The organism is Floridaenema fluviatile BLCC-F154 (assembly GCF_041929135.1).
GTDB classification, from domain to species: Bacteria; Cyanobacteriota; Cyanobacteriia; order Cyanobacteriales; family Aerosakkonemataceae; genus Floridanema; species Floridanema fluviatile.
Map to the genome: position 1 here is coordinate 1 of NZ_JBHFNS010000064.1, position 17,005 is coordinate 17,005.

General features: G+C 37.6%; 19 protein-coding genes and 1 pseudogene. 7 read left to right on the plus strand and 13 right to left on the minus strand.

Annotated features, from left to right (window positions below):
• Positions 1-171: 171 nt before the first annotated feature.
• Positions 172-366, plus strand: a complete 195-nt coding sequence (locus tag ACE1B6_RS16270) for a hypothetical protein (protein ID WP_413258299.1) — start codon at positions 172-174, stop codon at positions 364-366.
• 79 nt (positions 367-445) lie between these two features.
• Here ACE1B6_RS16270 and ACE1B6_RS16275 read toward each other — a convergent pair whose 3' ends face one another.
• The 4 genes from ACE1B6_RS16275 to ACE1B6_RS16290 form a co-directional block, all read right to left on the minus strand.
• The gene (locus tag ACE1B6_RS16275) at positions 446-925 is read right to left on the minus strand and encodes a YbaY family lipoprotein (protein ID WP_413258300.1); all 480 of its coding nucleotides are present in this window, start codon (positions 923-925) and stop codon (positions 446-448) included.
• Between the two features lie 163 nt (positions 926-1,088).
• Positions 1,089-1,742 (minus strand): peptide-methionine (S)-S-oxide reductase MsrA, encoded by a 654-nt coding sequence (gene msrA, locus ACE1B6_RS16280; protein ID WP_413258301.1) that lies wholly within the window; start codon positions 1,740-1,742, stop codon positions 1,089-1,091.
• Between the two features lie 97 nt (positions 1,743-1,839).
• On the minus strand, positions 1,840-3,285 hold the full coding sequence (locus ACE1B6_RS16285; RefSeq protein ID WP_413258302.1) for a DUF5009 domain-containing protein: 1,446 nt from the start codon (positions 3,283-3,285) through the stop codon (positions 1,840-1,842).
• 3 nt (positions 3,286-3,288) lie between these two features.
• Positions 3,289-3,819 (minus strand): hypothetical protein, encoded by a 531-nt coding sequence (locus ACE1B6_RS16290; protein ID WP_413258303.1) that lies wholly within the window; start codon positions 3,817-3,819, stop codon positions 3,289-3,291.
• A 146-nt stretch (positions 3,820-3,965) separates the two neighbouring features.
• On the opposite strand from ACE1B6_RS16290, the gene pgsA reads away from it, so the two are divergent.
• Positions 3,966-4,493 (plus strand): CDP-diacylglycerol--glycerol-3-phosphate 3-phosphatidyltransferase, encoded by a 528-nt coding sequence (pgsA, locus tag ACE1B6_RS16295; protein WP_413258304.1) that lies wholly within the window; start codon positions 3,966-3,968, stop codon positions 4,491-4,493.
• 374 nt (positions 4,494-4,867) lie between these two features.
• On the opposite strand, the gene ACE1B6_RS16300 is transcribed toward pgsA, so the two are convergent.
• From ACE1B6_RS16300 to surE, 4 genes are read right to left on the minus strand one after another with little or no spacing between them, the layout of a single operon-like run.
• Positions 4,868-5,806, minus strand: a complete 939-nt coding sequence (locus ACE1B6_RS16300; RefSeq protein ID WP_413258305.1) for an NAD-dependent epimerase/dehydratase family protein — start codon at positions 5,804-5,806, stop codon at positions 4,868-4,870.
• A gap of 11 nt (positions 5,807-5,817) precedes the next feature.
• On the minus strand, positions 5,818-6,081 hold the full coding sequence (locus ACE1B6_RS16305; RefSeq protein ID WP_413258306.1) for a hypothetical protein: 264 nt from the start codon (positions 6,079-6,081) through the stop codon (positions 5,818-5,820).
• A gap of 2 nt (positions 6,082-6,083) precedes the next feature.
• On the minus strand, positions 6,084-6,263 hold the full coding sequence (locus ACE1B6_RS16310; RefSeq protein ID WP_413258307.1) for a hypothetical protein: 180 nt from the start codon (positions 6,261-6,263) through the stop codon (positions 6,084-6,086).
• Between the two features lie 35 nt (positions 6,264-6,298).
• Positions 6,299-6,976, minus strand: a complete 678-nt coding sequence (surE, locus tag ACE1B6_RS16315; RefSeq protein WP_413258308.1) for a 5'/3'-nucleotidase SurE — start codon at positions 6,974-6,976, stop codon at positions 6,299-6,301.
• A gap of 55 nt (positions 6,977-7,031) precedes the next feature.
• Between surE and ACE1B6_RS16320 the strand changes: the two are divergent.
• From ACE1B6_RS16320 to ACE1B6_RS16340, 5 genes and pseudogenes are all read left to right on the plus strand, one after another.
• Positions 7,032-7,205: pseudogene (locus ACE1B6_RS16320) on the plus strand (type II toxin-antitoxin system RelE/ParE family toxin); the annotation flags it as partial.
• Positions 7,177-7,503, plus strand: a complete 327-nt coding sequence (locus ACE1B6_RS16325; protein WP_413258309.1) for a helix-turn-helix domain-containing transcriptional regulator — start codon at positions 7,177-7,179, stop codon at positions 7,501-7,503. The pseudogene ACE1B6_RS16320 and the gene ACE1B6_RS16325, both read left to right, overlap by 29 nt.
• Before the next feature lie 296 nt (positions 7,504-7,799).
• A complete protein-coding gene (locus ACE1B6_RS16330) occupies positions 7,800-9,749 on the plus strand; it encodes a protein kinase domain-containing protein (protein ID WP_413258310.1) in 1,950 nt (649 codons plus the stop codon).
• A 125-nt stretch (positions 9,750-9,874) separates the two neighbouring features.
• Entirely contained in the window at positions 9,875-10,243 is a 369-nt protein-coding gene (locus ACE1B6_RS16335; RefSeq protein ID WP_413258311.1) for a GIY-YIG nuclease family protein, read from the plus strand.
• A 4-nt stretch (positions 10,244-10,247) separates the two neighbouring features.
• A complete protein-coding gene (locus ACE1B6_RS16340; RefSeq protein ID WP_413258312.1) occupies positions 10,248-10,454 on the plus strand; it encodes a hypothetical protein in 207 nt (68 codons plus the stop codon).
• 103 nt (positions 10,455-10,557) lie between these two features.
• Here ACE1B6_RS16340 and ACE1B6_RS16345 read toward each other — a convergent pair whose 3' ends face one another.
• The 5 genes from ACE1B6_RS16345 to ACE1B6_RS16365 all read right to left on the minus strand — a co-directional run bounded on the left by ACE1B6_RS16345 (position 10,558) and on the right by ACE1B6_RS16365 (position 16,574).
• The gene (locus tag ACE1B6_RS16345) at positions 10,558-10,794 is read right to left on the minus strand and encodes a hypothetical protein (RefSeq protein WP_413258313.1); all 237 of its coding nucleotides are present in this window, start codon (positions 10,792-10,794) and stop codon (positions 10,558-10,560) included.
• A gap of 46 nt (positions 10,795-10,840) precedes the next feature.
• A complete protein-coding gene (locus ACE1B6_RS16350; RefSeq protein ID WP_413258314.1) occupies positions 10,841-12,226 on the minus strand; it encodes a pentapeptide repeat-containing protein in 1,386 nt (461 codons plus the stop codon).
• Between the two features lie 242 nt (positions 12,227-12,468).
• Entirely contained in the window at positions 12,469-13,161 is a 693-nt protein-coding gene (locus tag ACE1B6_RS16355; RefSeq protein ID WP_413258315.1) for a sugar transferase, read from the minus strand.
• A 279-nt stretch (positions 13,162-13,440) separates the two neighbouring features.
• A complete protein-coding gene (locus ACE1B6_RS16360) occupies positions 13,441-15,411 on the minus strand; it encodes a hypothetical protein (RefSeq protein WP_413258316.1) in 1,971 nt (656 codons plus the stop codon).
• A gap of 8 nt (positions 15,412-15,419) precedes the next feature.
• A complete protein-coding gene (locus tag ACE1B6_RS16365; protein ID WP_413258317.1) occupies positions 15,420-16,574 on the minus strand; it encodes a hypothetical protein in 1,155 nt (384 codons plus the stop codon).
• Positions 16,575-17,005: the final 431 nt, after the last annotated feature.

Sequence of the window (17,005 nt, forward strand, 5' to 3'; positions counted from 1 at the left end):
TAAGCTGTTACGCATTTAAAAGTCATATTGTAGGGTGCGTCAGATTTAGATATTTTCCTTTCTACATAGGCTTTACCGTCTGACGCACCCTACTCGTTAATAAGTGATTTAAATGCGTAACAGATTATTCGCTCTAATTATAAGTAGAAGTTTTACTCAAAATTGACAGAAATGGAAGATTCGACATTTGTGATTTTTCTCGCGTTTGGTATTCTTTGGGCAATTATGGGAACGGCTGCTTGGATTGCACTTCTGAAATCTGAAGGGGAAGAAATTCGTTTTGGTAAATGGGGATTGATTGTAGTTTTACCAATTCTCATTCCCTTTATTGCTGCTTTAGTTATTGCGGCGCTTTCTCGGAATTAATCGGTTATAGATAGATAGTCATGGTTAATTAAGAAGTTTACTTTTTCTGATTAACCATGAATCCAAACCTCAATTTTCCCTAGTTATTTAATGGTTCAAATCTGGAAAATACACTTTTAGGACGAGGAGAAGTTCCTACTGAGTTTAGTAAAATATCGACTTTGTTAGGATTTCCCCTAGTAATCACAGGATAGGAATTTGTATTAATGAAACGCAGTCGATTATCAACAATAATTTTTGCTTGAACTGTATATGTGTGACTTGGGTTAATTGTGTTGCGGTTATAGACAATTTCAAAGGGAAAGGGAACTTGGCGACCTTGAGTAGGAATAATTTGTTGACCAATTACAACAGCTGGAGCATCTTGTTTAGATGTGTCTTGGAGTTGTACAATTAGTAACGCATCTGGTGGTAAAGCAATTCTTTCTCGATAGGTGACATTACCGCTGACGCTGGAAAATTGACCTGTGGTTGTGGGAGTTTGCGCGATCGCAGTTGTGCTTCCAACTAAGGCGGTGGTAGTTAGGGCGATCGCCAAAACAGAACCAATACTTTTCATTTTTAGTCCTTCCGACAATTAAAATTACTTACAGTATTAACTATCTTTCTAGACTTATTTTCCCATTACTCAGTTCCATTTTCTTCAAAATTAGAAAATTTAACAATCACCGAGTTGGAAAAAGGGCAAAGGGAAAACTTAACCCTTTACCCCCACTTAACTTTTAAGCTGTGGTTGTTTCTGGGAAACAAACTTTTGTTCCACCTAAACCACAATATCCATTAGGATTTTTCGCCAGATACTGTTGGTGATAAGCTTCAGCATAATAAAACTCTGGTGCATCAAGAATTTCCGTGGTAATCTTTCCATAACCCGAAGCATCCAAAGCATTTTGATAAGCTGCTTTTGCAGCTTCTGCTATTTCCTTTTGAGTAGCAGAATAAACATAAATTCCTGAACGGTACTGAGTCCCAACATCATTACCTTGACGCATTCCCTGAGTCGGATCGTGACTTTCCCAAAAAACCTTCAGCAAGGATTCGTAACTAATCACTTTCGGATCGAAAACAACCAAAACAACTTCATTATGTCCCGTCATTCCGGTACAAACTTCTTGATAAGTTGGGTTAGAAGTTATACCTGCTGCATAACCAACTGCTGTGGTAAATACGCCTTCTTGTTGCCAAAATTTGCGTTCTGCACCCCAAAAACATCCCATCCCAAATATTGCCATTTCCATTCCTTCGGGAAAGGGAGGTTTTAGAGGATTACCATTCACAAAATGACGCGCTGGAACACTCATTTCTTCCTCACGTCCCGGTAATGCTTGATCGTGAGTAGGTAAGCTAAGTTTTTTGCCAAATCCAAATAATCCCATAGTTCCTAAATTTTGGTTTTCGATCGCTATCTTTACATTTCTTAATATAACGCAATAACCAACCTTTTGTGTAAGAGTAAAGATCTAACTATAGTTCTTATGTTCGCCAAAACAGTTTTAACCTGGTAAACAAACTAACAATATACGCAACAGTTAAAGTATAAAAAATTCCTTTGAAAAAGCCATGAAGAGGAGTTTGCACGTTGGCAATTACAAATTTTTCGATTCCCAAAGCAATAAAAATAGGCCAAACTAAATTTGCAAATCCTACATAACCAATCATTGGATTTTGTCCGTTATCAATCAACAAATGTAGAGGTTTTTGCAATTGAAAACCATCTATTAATATCGTAAAAATAATCAACACGAAAAAAGCAATCCCTGTGGTTAAAAAGAAGTAACTATAAGTAGCCGGATCTTTCTTTATCCCTCCTTGGTACGGTTCAAAAAGTAACCCTAATGCTAACCAATAAACACCCCAGTAATACAATTTTTGAATTAAAATTTCAGTTTCATTATTTGGTCTAATTAACAAAAAACGAGTCAAATAACAAATAGCTGCACTAACTAATGTTGTTTGCCATACCCATCTAGCTTGTAACCCAATGAGTAAGATTAAAATATTAGCTAATAATAGAAAGATGATGGCTAACAACTTATGATTATTGGTTCGATTAAAATCATTTTCAAACTTAGGTTTTTGTAGCCAATTTAGAATTAAGTCTCCGGCGATCGTCCCAGGAATCACTATAAACAAATAAGATAAATAATGAAACTTAAATAACCAAGGTATCGGAGAAAATGACCACAGTGCAGCCGTCCAACTTTTAGCAACTGTCGAAGATAGACGCAAAGCAAATAATAATCCGATTAATCCCACTCTTAACCATAAATTATGTCTAGTAAATAACCAAATTAACGAACCAAAAACTGCTGTATTTGTCAGGACAATTAAAATAATATCGCTGCGAGCTAAAGAAAAGCCTATACCATTGGTGTAGCGAATCCCTGAAATAACAATAACTGCCAATATCCAAGCGCCAATTGTAATTGCTTGCTGCGGAATTTTCTTCCAATCATTTGGCAACCGGACAAACATAAAAAATAAGATAACGAACCCAATTACAGCAATTAACCATTTGTTGATTAGGGCATTATCGGCTATTCTACCCGGTCGAAAATGTTCAAGAAATATGGCAAAAGCCCCCAAAAAAAAGCCTCTTTTGAGAATATAAAAAATCACATTTATCTTATTAGTAATTCCCGGTTTAATCCGGCGAAAAAGTGCTAAGGGAATAGATGCACCCATAGCAAATAAAAACAAAGGAAAAACTAAATCAACCCAGGTTAAACCGGGTAAATTAGGATTAGATGCGTGAGTTGGCGGAGGTAGTTGTGCGTGGTACATCCAAGGGGGTAAAATGCGGTAAGAAATTGTCCCTGACAGCACCATTGTTAACACCGCAAATCCACGTAAAGCATCTAAAGAGTAGGCGCGTTTTTGATGAGAAATGGTAGTTTCCCCTTGTTGATTTGAATTCAAGTTTTAACCCCAAGTAAATAAATCAGCTGTAGTTTTGCGACAGCAATAAAGTCTAGTTTGAATTTCATGCTTGACTACTGCATAACGCCAACCTAAAAGTACTCCTTTTTGGTAAGGTGTGGGAGAATCATTTATTTTTGGCGATTCTTCACAGGGAGTACGACAAAGAACTTTACCTTCGGCGTATCCTTGCCAAAATTCTGTGGCTTTTTTCCCGGAATTATGTAATTGTAATCGGTAATCAGCCATGAGTAATTCGATTTGAATTAAATGTTGCTGAATTATTTCTCCTTGTTGCAACCATTTCCATAGTTGGTATGATTTATGTCCCCAGGATTTTTTGCGCCGAATTGCTTGCCAAACTTTTTCCCAGTTTAAGGGATAAGTTTGTTCTAGTAAGGCGATCGGCATTCCCTCTGTTAAAGCTTCTTTGATACCTTTAGTAGCTTGGAGATATTGTTTCCAAGCGGCTTCTAAACAAAGAAATGATGCTTCACAAGTTTTCAGTTTTTGATCTGCCCAACGGTTTTGCATAGTGGTTTTTTTTAAGATTTTTTGATGTTTACAGATATTGTGGTCAGATGTTTTCTATAATTATTGCGGTTCATGTTTCGCACTCCTCCACTGTTTCATCTCCTCACTGTTCTACTAAGATCGAAGAATCTGCTATTAACTAATATATGACTATTCCGACTTGGATTACTCTGTCTCGTCTTTTGGGGTTGCCGTTTTTACTATATGGCTTACATTATCCAACTACTTCAAGTCGTTGGGTATGTTTGGTAATCTTTCTTATCGCTGCGAGCACAGATTGGCTGGATGGCTATTTGGCAAGAAAACTCAACCAAGTGACCGATCTGGGGAAGTTTCTCGATCCTTTAGTGGATAAGCTGCTGATTTTAGGGCCTTTGTTGGCGCTGATAGAATTAGGGCAAGTGCCAGCTTGGGGTGTGTTTTTAATTTTGGCGAGAGAGTTAGCGATCGCAGGTTGGCGCGTCAACCAAACTAAAATTTCTGGCGCGAATATTTGGGGAAAATTCAAAACTGTGAGTCAAATTTTAGCGATCGCCCTTTTAATCGCACCTTTACCGACAAATTGGCAATTATATTCGGTTATTGCTTTTTGGATTTCTGTCGCTTTCACATTAATTTCAGGAATTATCTACGTTTTGCCCCCAAATCCTAGTAATAATGAATTTTCTCAGTAGAATAGGTTTCTGATAATAAAAAATCTGCCAAGCAAGCAGATTTTTCACTATCAGAAACCCTAGTTTTTACTCCTCTTTATTTACGATTACTTTCGAGGAAAATCCATTAAGCTCTCATTCATTTGATAACAAATCTTTCTTTGGGAACGTCCCGAATCACAATGTTGCCCATATTTTAACCAATTTACTTGAATATTTAAGTTTTTTCTATTATAGCAATTAAAAAATTTGGGTGTTTTTCCTGATTTAGATCTCTACACACTGGAATAATATAAATTACTTTTATTTTTATGTAAAATAAAAAATAAAAATGCCATTGAACTGCACATCTAAATGGTTTTTGTGCAGCTATAGCATTTTTAATCAAGGTCTAATTAAGATGCTGCCTCGATAATTTCATCATCTACGGAAAAATCAATTTCGGATTTATCCCTTCCAACGGTGAGAAAGTCATTTTCAAATGAATCTTTTAACCCAGCAATTAAATCATATTCTGGTTTCCAATTCAGTTCATTAATTGCTTTATTAATTGAGGCGAAAAAGTGTTGAACTCGTAATGGGAAACTCTTCCGTTTGCCAAAGTCGAATTTTTTCGGGTCGTAATGAACAATTTTTAAATCATCGGGTGATTTTCCCGCAGCAATGGCACAAGAACGGGCTAATCCATCAAAGGTAACGTAACGTTCGCCTGATATATTATACACTTGTCCGATCGCCTTTTCATTGCCTAAAACTGCTGCCATTGCTTTAGCTAAATCACCACAATGACCGAGTTGAGTAATGTGTAATCCGTTACCGGGAATCGGGATAGGTCGATCGCGCACTATGCGATCGAAAAACCATGCTTCTACATCATTATAATTCTGCGGGCCATAAATATAAGTGGGACGAATTGAGGTAAAAGGTAATCCTTTTTCTTGCAGATAAGCTTCAGTTTCAAACTTTCCTTTATGGCGACTTTTCGGATCGATCGCATCCCCTTCAATATGAGGTAATCGATCGGTTTTCAGATAAACTCCCGCCGAACTCATATAAACAAAATGTTTAACTTTGCCGTGAAAAATATCAGCTAAAGGTTGAGTATCGCTAAGTTCTCTACCGTTGTTGTCAAAAATCGCATCAAAGCTTTCATGAGCCAACTTTTCCTTAACGATCTCAGCGTTAGTGCGATCGCCATGAATTTGCTGTAAACCTTCAACTGGTGCAGGCTTTTTGCCCCGATTAAATAATACTACCTCGTGACCTTGTTCCACCAAAAGTTTAGTCAAATAAACTCCGATAAACCGAGTCCCGCCCATGATTAAGATTCGCATTTTTTCCTATCCTAATTGTTAGTAGATTTAGCTGGAATTTTCCAAGACTGTCCTTGACATTGTATTTCATCGCCGTTGGTAACAACACCAAAGATCTCGCGTCCTATACTATATAATTCCTGCCTTTCCTCATCAGTTAAGTAATCATCACCCTTACGACCGCTGGGACGTTTCCGAGGATCGCCCCCTGCTTCTAAATAGCGTTGTCGCGATATAGCAAACAGTTCTTTGAATCTTTCATATTGTTGTTTCTCTAGTGCATTAGGTTCTCGCATAATTATGACCTCCAGGTAGTAGGAACTATATCACCGTTTCGCCTGATAATGGCAAAGGGTAATACCAAGCTAGGTGTTTGAATGTACCACACTCCTTTTTCTTCATCATACAAGGCATTGTTAAGTAGCTCAAGAGTTTCTAGGGCATTCAAAATTAGGTATTGTTCTTCTGTTGGTTCCACAGGTTTTTACTATTACTAGTATCACTTAAATTATTCTACAGTTTTAGTTGAGTTACGGCGATTTTGCCGGAGAAGCAAACATCGACATCGGTGTTAGGAGTGCGATCGCGATCGGCATATTTTCCCTGATAATAATAATCATCAGTTTCAATACGATAATTAATAGGTAAACGACCTTTACAAGGCTGACAAAATACCACTTCTGGGTCAGGTTCTCCCGGTAATAAATGTGGTAAATTGACATTCCAAAAACTTCCCGTTTCTAAAGGTCGATCGAACAAATCCGCTAACACTTTCGCCGTCCATCTCGCCGCCGTATCCCAATCAACATTTAGCTTCCCTTTGCGATAGTGAGAAATCGCAATTCCCGGAATTCCCAAAATAGCTGCCTCCCTAACAGCGGCAACAGTTCCCGAAATATAAACATCAACCCCTAAATTGCCCCCAGCGTTAATTCCAGAAAGCACCCATTTAGGATTAGGAAAAAGATGACTTAAAGCAATCCTTGTACAGTCAGCGGGAGTGCCACCAACAGCAAATTCTGTTTCAGAACGACGCAAAACATTTATCGGGCCAGTAGTAGTAACTTGATGCCCACAACCTGATAAATGGTCTTTTGGGGCAACAATTGTTCCCTTGCCGTTAACGGCTTTTTGTAATGCTTGAATACCAGGGGCATCGATGCCATCGTCATTGGTGAGAATTAGAGTCATTTGTTTTAGGAGAGTATCAACACCGCAAAATTATAATTAAGTATGACCAATTAAAATAATTGAATTTAGAATTGATTATGGCCCCGGCTACCGAGTGTACTTTGGACAATTCGGATCGTCGATTATCCTGATTCTCTGTGGTGGAGATAAAAGCACTCAAAATCGAGATATTAACAAAGCTAAAGAGTATTGGGCAGATTATGAAAAACGTAAAGACCCCAGCGAGTGATAGCTACTACGACTACCTAGTGGAATCTTTAAAAGATTTTGAACACGCTGCTGCTTATATCGAAGTGACATTGGAAGAAGGAGATCCAAAATTATTAAATTTGGCAATGGGAAATGTAGTTGCAGCACATCAGAAGATGAACAATTTATCTGAAGAAGCTAAACTGCACTATCAGAACCTTAGCCAGATGTTATTAAACCATGAAAATTCGGAAATTTATACTTTGGTAGCACTATTAAATGAAATGGGTTTTCGCTTGGAAGTAAAACCCAAAGAAAGTGAATCCTCTTCTAAGTAGGTGGATGTGAATAAAGTGAAAACCAAGGTCGCACAACATTTATGGGGTAAGTGGTGGTAACTTGATGCCTACAACCTAATAAATGTTCTTTTGGGCCAACAATTGTCCCCTTGCTATTGACTGCTTTTTGTAATGCTTAAATGCTAGGGTATCGATACCATCGTCGTTAGTGAGAATTATTGTTATAGATTAATTTGAGCAAACGTGAACTAAGGCATAGGACTTTCAGCAAATATTAGTGAGTATATAACTCATCGTGAACTTTTTATACTTCTACTTACCTAAGTTAATGGAAAGTGTGGCACAATTTTTATTATGTAAACATTTGGCAAAAACTTATGATTGGGGAAACAATAGGCGGACGCTACAAGATTATAGAGCTTTTGGCAGATGGCGGCTTTAGTAAAACTTATATGGCTGAAGATCAACACAGATTGAATAGTTTTTGTGTAGTTAAGCAATTTATACAGCCATTTGAAGAATCTTCGGCTAGTGGGCAGCGTGCTAGACAACTTTTTCGTGAAGAAGGAAAGCGGCTTTACGAATTGGAGAAGCATTCTCAAATTCCCGTTTTGCTGGCTTACCTTGAAGCAGATGAATGCTTGGTACAGGAGTTTGTTGAGGGGAAAACATTATTGGATGAACTCCAAAAACAAGGAGCCTTTAGTGAACAGCAAATTTGGGAACTACTCATTGATTTACTGCCTGTATTCAAGTTTATACACGAAAATGATATTATTCACCGTGACATCAAGCCAGATAACATAATTCGACGAGAGAGTGATCACAAGTTAGTTCTGATAGATTTTGGAATTGCCAAACGGTTACAGGAACAAGAAACTCAATCTAATATACCTAGTATTCAATTTGGAGTAGAGGGTTATAGAGCACCAGAGCGTGAGTCTTCTCCTGCCAGCGATCTTTATAGTTTGGGTGCTGTTTGTATCCATCTATTAACTAATTTAAGCCCAGTCGATCTTTATAACAATTATGGAGATGACTGGCAAGATGGTTTGTGGGAATATAGTGTAAACGGTTTAATTACTAATTCCCTAGAAAAAATCCTTAAAAAGCTTCTTACGAGTAAATTAAGCCGATATAAATCAGCAGATGAAGTTATTAAAGATATCCCTTCAAAAACAACTCCATCCGACAAAGAAATATCCGCAAGTCTAGCTAATAAAGCATCATTTTGGAGATGTGTAAAAACACTAGCCGATCATTCTTACGCAGTTACTTCATTGGCAATCAGTCCCACTGGTAAAATGTTAATTAGTAGTGGGGGAGACTGCTCAATTAAATTCTGGGATCTTGAACAAGAAAAATTTGTCTACTCCATTTTAGATTTTGAAGATTCAAGTACTGAATCTTCAGAGGAACAACTTGTACCTGTATCAATAGCCATTAGTCCAAATGGGGAATTTTTGGCCTGTGGTTTTGATATAGTTAGTGAAGGTGAATTTAAACTCAATCATCATGAAAAAATCAAACTATGGAATTTACAAAAATTATTAAAATCTGGAAATGGTTTGCCATTTAGAACTATAAAAGTAAAGGGCGACGCACCTATAGTTTTTAGTCCTGATAGTCAGATAATTGCTAGTGCTTATTGCAATCAGATTAACCTGTGGATACCAGAGTTATTAGAAGAAAAAAAACCACAGCGTATTTTATTGGTTGGTATGGATGAGCAAGCTTTGTATGATCCAGGCTATTACTATAACTCCGAACCTGGTTACTATGAAAACATTAAATCTGTTGCTTTCAGTCCTGATGGAAAGATAATAGCTGGTGGTATTGTTATTAATTCTGAGGTTGATGGTGTACTTGAGGGAGAAATTAATTTTTGGAACCCTTATGCAACCGGAAAACCTCGAACATTTAATGAACATTTAGGAGGAGTGAAGTCAGTTGCATTTAGTCCTGACGGTAAAACTCTTGCCAGTGGTGGTAACAGCCCAGATACTACAATTAAGTTGTGGAATTTAAAGACTGGAAAGTTAACTCGCACTCTTGAGGGACATTTACAAAAGGTTAATTGTATTGCCTTTTCTCCTAATGGAGAGATTCTTGCTAGCTGTAGTGATGATGGAAGAATAATATTATGGAATCCTCGGAATAGTAAACGCATTCAAGTTTTCAGTGGTCATACAGATTCTATCAATTGTTTAGCTGTTAGTCCTGATGGGAGAACTATTATTAGTGGTAGTAGTGATGGAAAAATAAAAATTTGGCGGTGTGATTAAACTTGACTTTTCAGTTCAACTTATTAATTAGGAGAGTACGATCGCACATTTGAATTTCTTAGTTAATTTGAGTGCGACCGCTTCTACTTGTAGGATGTAATAACCGCTTGCGTCTCCCAATTTCCATGACCGATTCCATCCAGCAACAAGCCCGCCAAATTCTCAATACTCTAGCATCAATTCCCTTCGAGCAATGCCAACCAATCACTCGCAGCTTTAACAACATTCCGCCTCGCCCTGGACTTTACGCAGTCAGACATCGCACGGAAGGACTACTTTACATTGGCAAAACCAAAAGTTTGCGTGGACGCTTTAGCGGTGGTCACAAAGCCTTCTTATGGGCATGGCTCGATCGATACAATGATGAAGATGTCCGCATTGCAATTTATTTGCTCTCCTCTTGGGAAACTCCTGCGCTACTATTAGAGCTAGAAACAGTTATTTTAAGAGCAACTGAGCCACCCTACAACGTCCAAATTCCTCCAGAGAAATAGAGCCATGCAGACTAATAGCTTAGAAAAATTATCTGTTGCTGACGCTCAAGCTATCCTCGATCGCCTACCCGAAAGAATCCGGCTTGCTCTAGTTGCACGCGCCGCTGAAATTGAATATCCGATCGAAACTGTTGTGGAAATGGCAATAGCCAGCTTTCTTGATTCTGAAGCATTGGGTTTTGCAGACTGCAAACCAGGGCGGGGTCAATAGTTAGCATTTCAATTTGTTAGTAATTTGAGTGCGATCGCTCATTTTTTAAAATAATCAATACCATCCTATCAATTAATAAATCAACACTAACTACTAACTACCCTCAAAACGGCATATCATCATCATCAAAATCTGGCGATATATCATCATTAAATTCTAAATTTTGCTGTTCTTCTTCCATTTGCATATCAATCCAACGCTTTGCCATTTTCAGTGCTTCCTTGGCATTCTTCGCATTGTGGACAGGAATAAAGCATTTACCACCAGCGTTCCAAACTTCCACACAAAAAACTGGTCTAGCCTCAATAATCCAACCTTTATAAATTTCTGGCGAACTCATAGTTAATATTACATCTCTACTAGGTTTCTATCTCTACATTAAAATTTCATTGTCTGGAAATAGTGTTTCTCGCAGATTGTTTCTTGGGGTGAGAAATTACGAGCGCAACTCCCTCATCTAAAATTATCCCTGTACAATCTACTTGGGAAAAATCTGTGCCACTCAAATTTGCCCCCCGTAAATCTACCCTCGTCAAATCCGCATGGCGTAAATCCACATTACTTAGATTAGCCTGATTTAAGCACACTCCGGTCAAATCCGCACCTCTTAAATCTGCACCTGCTAGATTTGCTCCTTGCAAATTTGCCTTAGTCAAATTCACATCTCGCAAATCCGCATTACTGAAATTAGCCTGTTGCAAATTTGCTTTAGTCAAATCTGCCTCTTTCAAATCTGCATCTTGGAGATTTGCTATTGTTAACTCCGCCTGCCGCAAGTTTGCCGCAATCAAATCTGCACCCCTCATTGTTGCACCTTTCAGATTAGCTCGGCTTAAATTAGCACCTGGCAAATTTGCACCATTCAGGTCTACATCACTTAAATTCACTTCTGCTAAACATACATTAGGAGCAATCAAATAAGCGCCTAACTTTTCCAAATCTACATCTTCAGAAAAACGAGTTCCCCAACTATAAATTGCTTTTTTGAAAATCGTTTCTCGTAAATCAGCCCCCGTTAAATTAGCTTCGCTTAAATTTACCCCACTCAAATTAGCTGCGATTAAATTCACATTAGTCAAATCAGTTTTTCTTAAATTAGCTCTCCGCAAATCTGTCCCTCGCAAATCTGTACCACTGAGATTGACACCACTTAAATTAATTCCTGGTAACAACATATTAGGGCCAATTAAACAAGTTCCCGCTTTAGTTAAATCAAAACCCTCTGGGAAACGAGTTGCTAAATCATACACAGCATTTTGTAAGTTTACTCCTCGCAAATCTGTGCTACTTAAATCTGTGCCACATAAATTAGCTTTACTTAAATTAGCTTGTTCCAAGCTAGCTCCAACTAAATTCGCTTTGCAGAAATTTGCTCCTCGCAAGTCTGCATAATTCAAGTCTGCACCAACTAAATTCGCTTTAAATAAATTAGCTTGATTGAGTACGGCTTTCTTCAGATTGGATAAGTTCAGACAAGCCTCGGTTAAATCAGCTAAAGTCAGACAAGCTTCACTCAAATTTGCCTCAATTAAATCGGCAAAACTGAGACAAGCTTCTCTTAAATCAAGCTTTCTTAATTCCGCTTTTCTCAAGTAAGCACCTTTCAGGTAAGCACCCCGGAGATTAGTTCCTTTGAGAGAAGGATTAACAGAACTTGCACCCATAAATACTGGCAAATTTCGGTCTTTTTCACTTAAAGTCGGCTGAAATAAGACTTCCTGATGAAAAATGGGCTTGGAATTAGTAGATTTGTCCCCTCGTTGATTAGCCACAATTTTAGATACTTGTACTACGATCGCAACTTTGTTGATTTAACTAATATATTAAAAACTTTATAAAGCAGGTAGAGAAAAACTATCAATTATCCACAGTTAAATTTTATATTTAATCTATCTCACTCTATCATGGCAAAATGCCACCGAGAAATTACTTAATTTTACAAATTGATTTACTGCATTGGTAAAGTTGGGATAGTAAGCACCCTGAATCTTCGCGGCGATTTAGGTTGAAAAACTTAGCAAGCGCCTTTTTTAGCTAAAACTACGGAAATTGTCTGGAAAATTAAAGAAATATCGTACAAAACAGACCATTTGCGCTGATAATCTACATCCATCCGTACAATCTCTTCAAAGTCCGTTACTGTAGAACGACCATTTGCTTGCCATTCGCCTGTAATCCCAGGTTTAACTTGTAACCTTTCCCAATGGTGAATTTCGTATTTTTCTACTTCATCAATTGTGGGTGGACGAGTTCCTACTAAACTCATATCTCCGAGTAAAACATTCCAAAATTGGGGTAATTCATCTAAGCTAGTGCGGCGCAGGAAACGACCAACTTTGGTGATTCGGGGATCGTGGTCATTTTTGAAAATGTGACCTTTGGCTTGATTTTTGACTAAATGCTTGAGTTTATCTGCTTTGACTACCATTGAGCGAAATTTCCAGATGCGGAAAATTTTACCGTTCAACCCACAACGCATTTGACTGTAAAAAATTGGCCCTGGATTGTCGAACTGAGTAGCGATCGCCACAGGTACCAATACTATAACTGTAATTAATAGCCCTACGATGGCCCCCAAGATATCAATTAATCGTTTAGTCTTACTGGTTACTGAAGGATGCAGTCTTCTATAGAAATCAACCTGATAATTACTTTTTTGAATCGATGAATTAGCAATTATATTGGATAAGCGATCGGAAGAAATCATATTGTTCACCAACAAGTGTCAGAGAGTAAAACCCTTATCTAACAGCTAATATAACCATGCTCATCCTGAAATGAGAGTAGGAAAACTACTAACTTTACTAAATCTTTCAATTACTAACCAAAGTTTTAAGCTTCTGTATTGTTACTGAGACTTACATCTAATACATCTTGATTAAAACTACACTCTACTTCAGAAAATCTTTAATAAGAATTAAGTTTTAACTTTCCTCGATTCCGATTTTATCTGAGGAAACTACGTATTGATTTAGTAACAAAGTTCTCAACTATTTTGGCTCTCTACGGTTGCTAACCAGTAAGTCGTGTAAGGTTCTTCTAATTTTTGGTAAGTACGAGCTAAAACAGCCGTTAAATAATGCCGTAAGTGTTGAGCATAATCGGAATTTAGACAATAGCTTTGATTTTCTACCTCTGAAAACAGTTTTCCGGCTCTGATTGCTTGATAATCTGTATTTTGCCAGGATGCTTCGGTGAGTAAACCTGCATTTAATTCCGCGGGAACTAAACCAGCGGGAAGTTCGCCCGCTAATAAAGCAAACAACCGTTGTTGACAAGCACGAATATTAATACCTTTACGTTCCAATAAGTTGATAATTTTACCAACAGAAAGTTGTGTTTCTCCAAAGGTACGTAACAATTCCAATAATAAGAAGTAATCGTTATACTGCTGTCGAGAATTATCTAAAAGTTGGACATAAAGCGGTAAAATTGCTAATCCAGTAGCAACACGGTTTTCTGGTTTGATTGTTGATTTAATTTCTGCTTCTTGGATTACTTTAGCATTGGGGAATTTTTGGCGTAACCAATTAGTTAAACCGGGAATCATGGTAGTTTTACCTGTACAAATAATTTGGTTTATTGCTTCCACAGAACTACCTGCTTGAGTTAAAAGTGTGTTTAATTCCCGATTCAAACTTTGGACAAAACGACTGGTTACACGCTTTTCTAAATCTTTTTTCCTAATTTCTCGCTCTTCTTCTCCGATCGTGAAAGTGAAACTATCTTCTTGTGGTAAAGTTACTTTTAAATAACTCGCCGCTGACAACAAAGTTTCTCCCCACTCAGTACTTGTTAAACGCATTTGTAACTGCTGGCGAGTTAATAAATCAGGTTCGCCCGGTAAGGGTTTTTCAATTTCTGATTCTCCATTTAAAAGTAATTGACAAACTATATCTTGATCGAGGTGATTTCCAGCATAGGGAAAACTACGAAGGGTAAAGTCTTGATAAGTTAAATCTAACAATTTTTCGGGTAAGTCTACTAGTGCTAATTCTGTAGTATTAGCTCCTGAATTTATAACTAAAGTTTCTCCTTGCCAACGTAGTGGATAGTTTTCTGAGTTATATTTAGTAGTAACAGATTCGCTAATGTTTTCTGGAGTTGTTGAGTTATTTTCGTGAAAATGTATTTCGGTTAATAGGGATGCGATCGCTTCCTCCATAAAACAAATTTGCTCCCCATTACTCACTAACCCCGATGCTAAAATCCCTTCTCTAACATTAAACCGATAAGCTTCCGACCAACCAATTGGACAACTAACAATAATCCCTGCCAAATCTGCGATCGCTTTTTCAAAATCTGCTTTTGACAAACCTTCCGCAAAGCTACAATTAACCAAATTATTCTTGGACTCAATCGGCAAATTTTCCCGATTTTCAGGAGCCTTAAAATAAGACAACAGCACTGGTATTACTGAGAGAATTTCGCTTAATTCGATTTCTTGAGTATCTTGATATCTAGTTTCTCTTAAAGCTAAACTCTCATTTTCTTCAGGTTTTGACCACTTAAAAACAGGTTGGGATTTTCCCGTTTCCGCCGAGTAATAAGGCAATGTAACATTTAAATAAGTTTTGAAGTTTTTAGGTAATACTTTTCCAGCGATCGTAATTGGTAAACGATGACAATCTTCTGATAAATCTGTTTGTTCTGCAACCGACCAACTAATCGGATAAACTTGTTTACTAGACTTATTTAATAACGTAGCAGCCAATCCTGTTGTACCAATATCAATTCCCAAATACCAAACACTAGTAGGAGCCGCAGGTAAAGGAGTTAAAGGACGTAAAGACAACAGAGAAGACGGGGTTGGACGAGAAATTAATCTTCTTTCAATTTGATGAGCAACAGTTAGCGATATTGATTCTTTAACTTCTTTCGGGGAATTATCCGCATTTTCAGCTAACATTTGTGGTTCAGTTTTCGCTTTTTCTGAACGTTTTTTCTGACGCTGCAACTTTGATTTTAGTTTTTTTTTTCTGATTCTACAGGTTCTTGCTTAGTTACTAATTCTGGACTTTTTTCTAGTTCTAATTCTGGATTAGTTTCGGCACTAGCGAGGTTATTAGTATCACCAAATAAATCTTCAAACTCTGCCAAAATATGTTCGGGAATTGCAGAATTTATTTTCTCCTGTTCCACAGCAGCAGTCAAATCTAAATCAATACTATCGGTGAGATCTTCACTAACATCGCCAATAGTTTCTCTCACCTCTTCTGACGGTTGAAATTCCGGTTCCGGTTCTGGTTGCTCAACTATTTCTAAATCGGAAAGCTCTTCATTTAACTGCTCTGCAATATTATCTCCTAACCAAAAGTCTACTTTTGCCTGGGGAATAGTTGACTCAGTTGTGAGCAAGTCTTCTTCCGGTAATTCGGTATTTACAGCTAAACCTTCGATTAAATCTGTTAATGCCGAAATTGTATCATTTGGCTCTAATTGTGATCTGACAGAATCTTTATTTTCTAGTTTTCCTCTGATTGCTGAGGGTAACTCAACTCCAGCATAAGGGAATGGTTCCGCTGACGCAGCGATCGATTCCAATTCAGGATCGATTATTGTGGTTTCTAAGCCAATAAATTCTAATTCTGGTGATTCTGTTTCCTGATTTGAGCTAGTTTCTTCTGCTGCTTCCGGTAATTGTACAGGTTGAATTTTTTCTAAAGTTTCCGCCAATTGTTGATTGACAGTTGACTGGAAACGATTGATTAATTCTTGAGAAAATTCTGTAATAATTTGCTGTTGTTCAACTAATATTTCGGGATTAATTAAGACTTTTCTTTGTTGCTGTAGCCGATCGATTTCATTTAATAATTCTTGCCGCTGTTGCTGTAATAAGTCTATTTCTGTTTGTAATGATTCCGATGATACCGATCGATCGCCCTCGACATCACCTTGCTCAAACAAAACTTGGTAACTGGCAATTTCCGCCACTTCAGTTTTTCCCCCAGTAGCCTGTAATCTGGCTAACTGTTCCAGCTGTTGGCGAACCCGCTGCAACATTTGCCGATCGGAACTACCATCTCCCACCAACCAACTAAAGCGGGATTTACTATCTTTGCTAAGTACTGCATCAATCTCAGCAATCAGTGCTTGGATTTTAGCTGTTTGGAACGTCATTCGATTTTAGACTTGAGATTTGGGATTTTAGATTGAGTCTACAGGTTCGTTTAATCTTGGCTTCGATCCGAGAATTCTACATAGTTAATCTTAATTTACATCAGTATACTAGAGAAATTCCTGAAACTTTACTGTAAATTTTCTCAGTTTTCCTGTTGTTCTTTACCATAAATTTACAAAAACTGCAAGAACCTACAGAGGACGATGTTGAAAAGCGATCGGTACAAAACTAACCATCACGGAATTTTTCGTGATAATCTCTATAAAGTGCTGCAATACTACGGATCGTGTCAGTTTTAGACAATAAATCATAGTTCTTTAGGAACTCCAGTTCCCCCAAGATACTGTGGTCAATTAGTTATGATTGATTTGCAGTCCTAACTAAATCTGATACTATGGCAACTTATCAGCCTACCAAAATCTAATCAGCC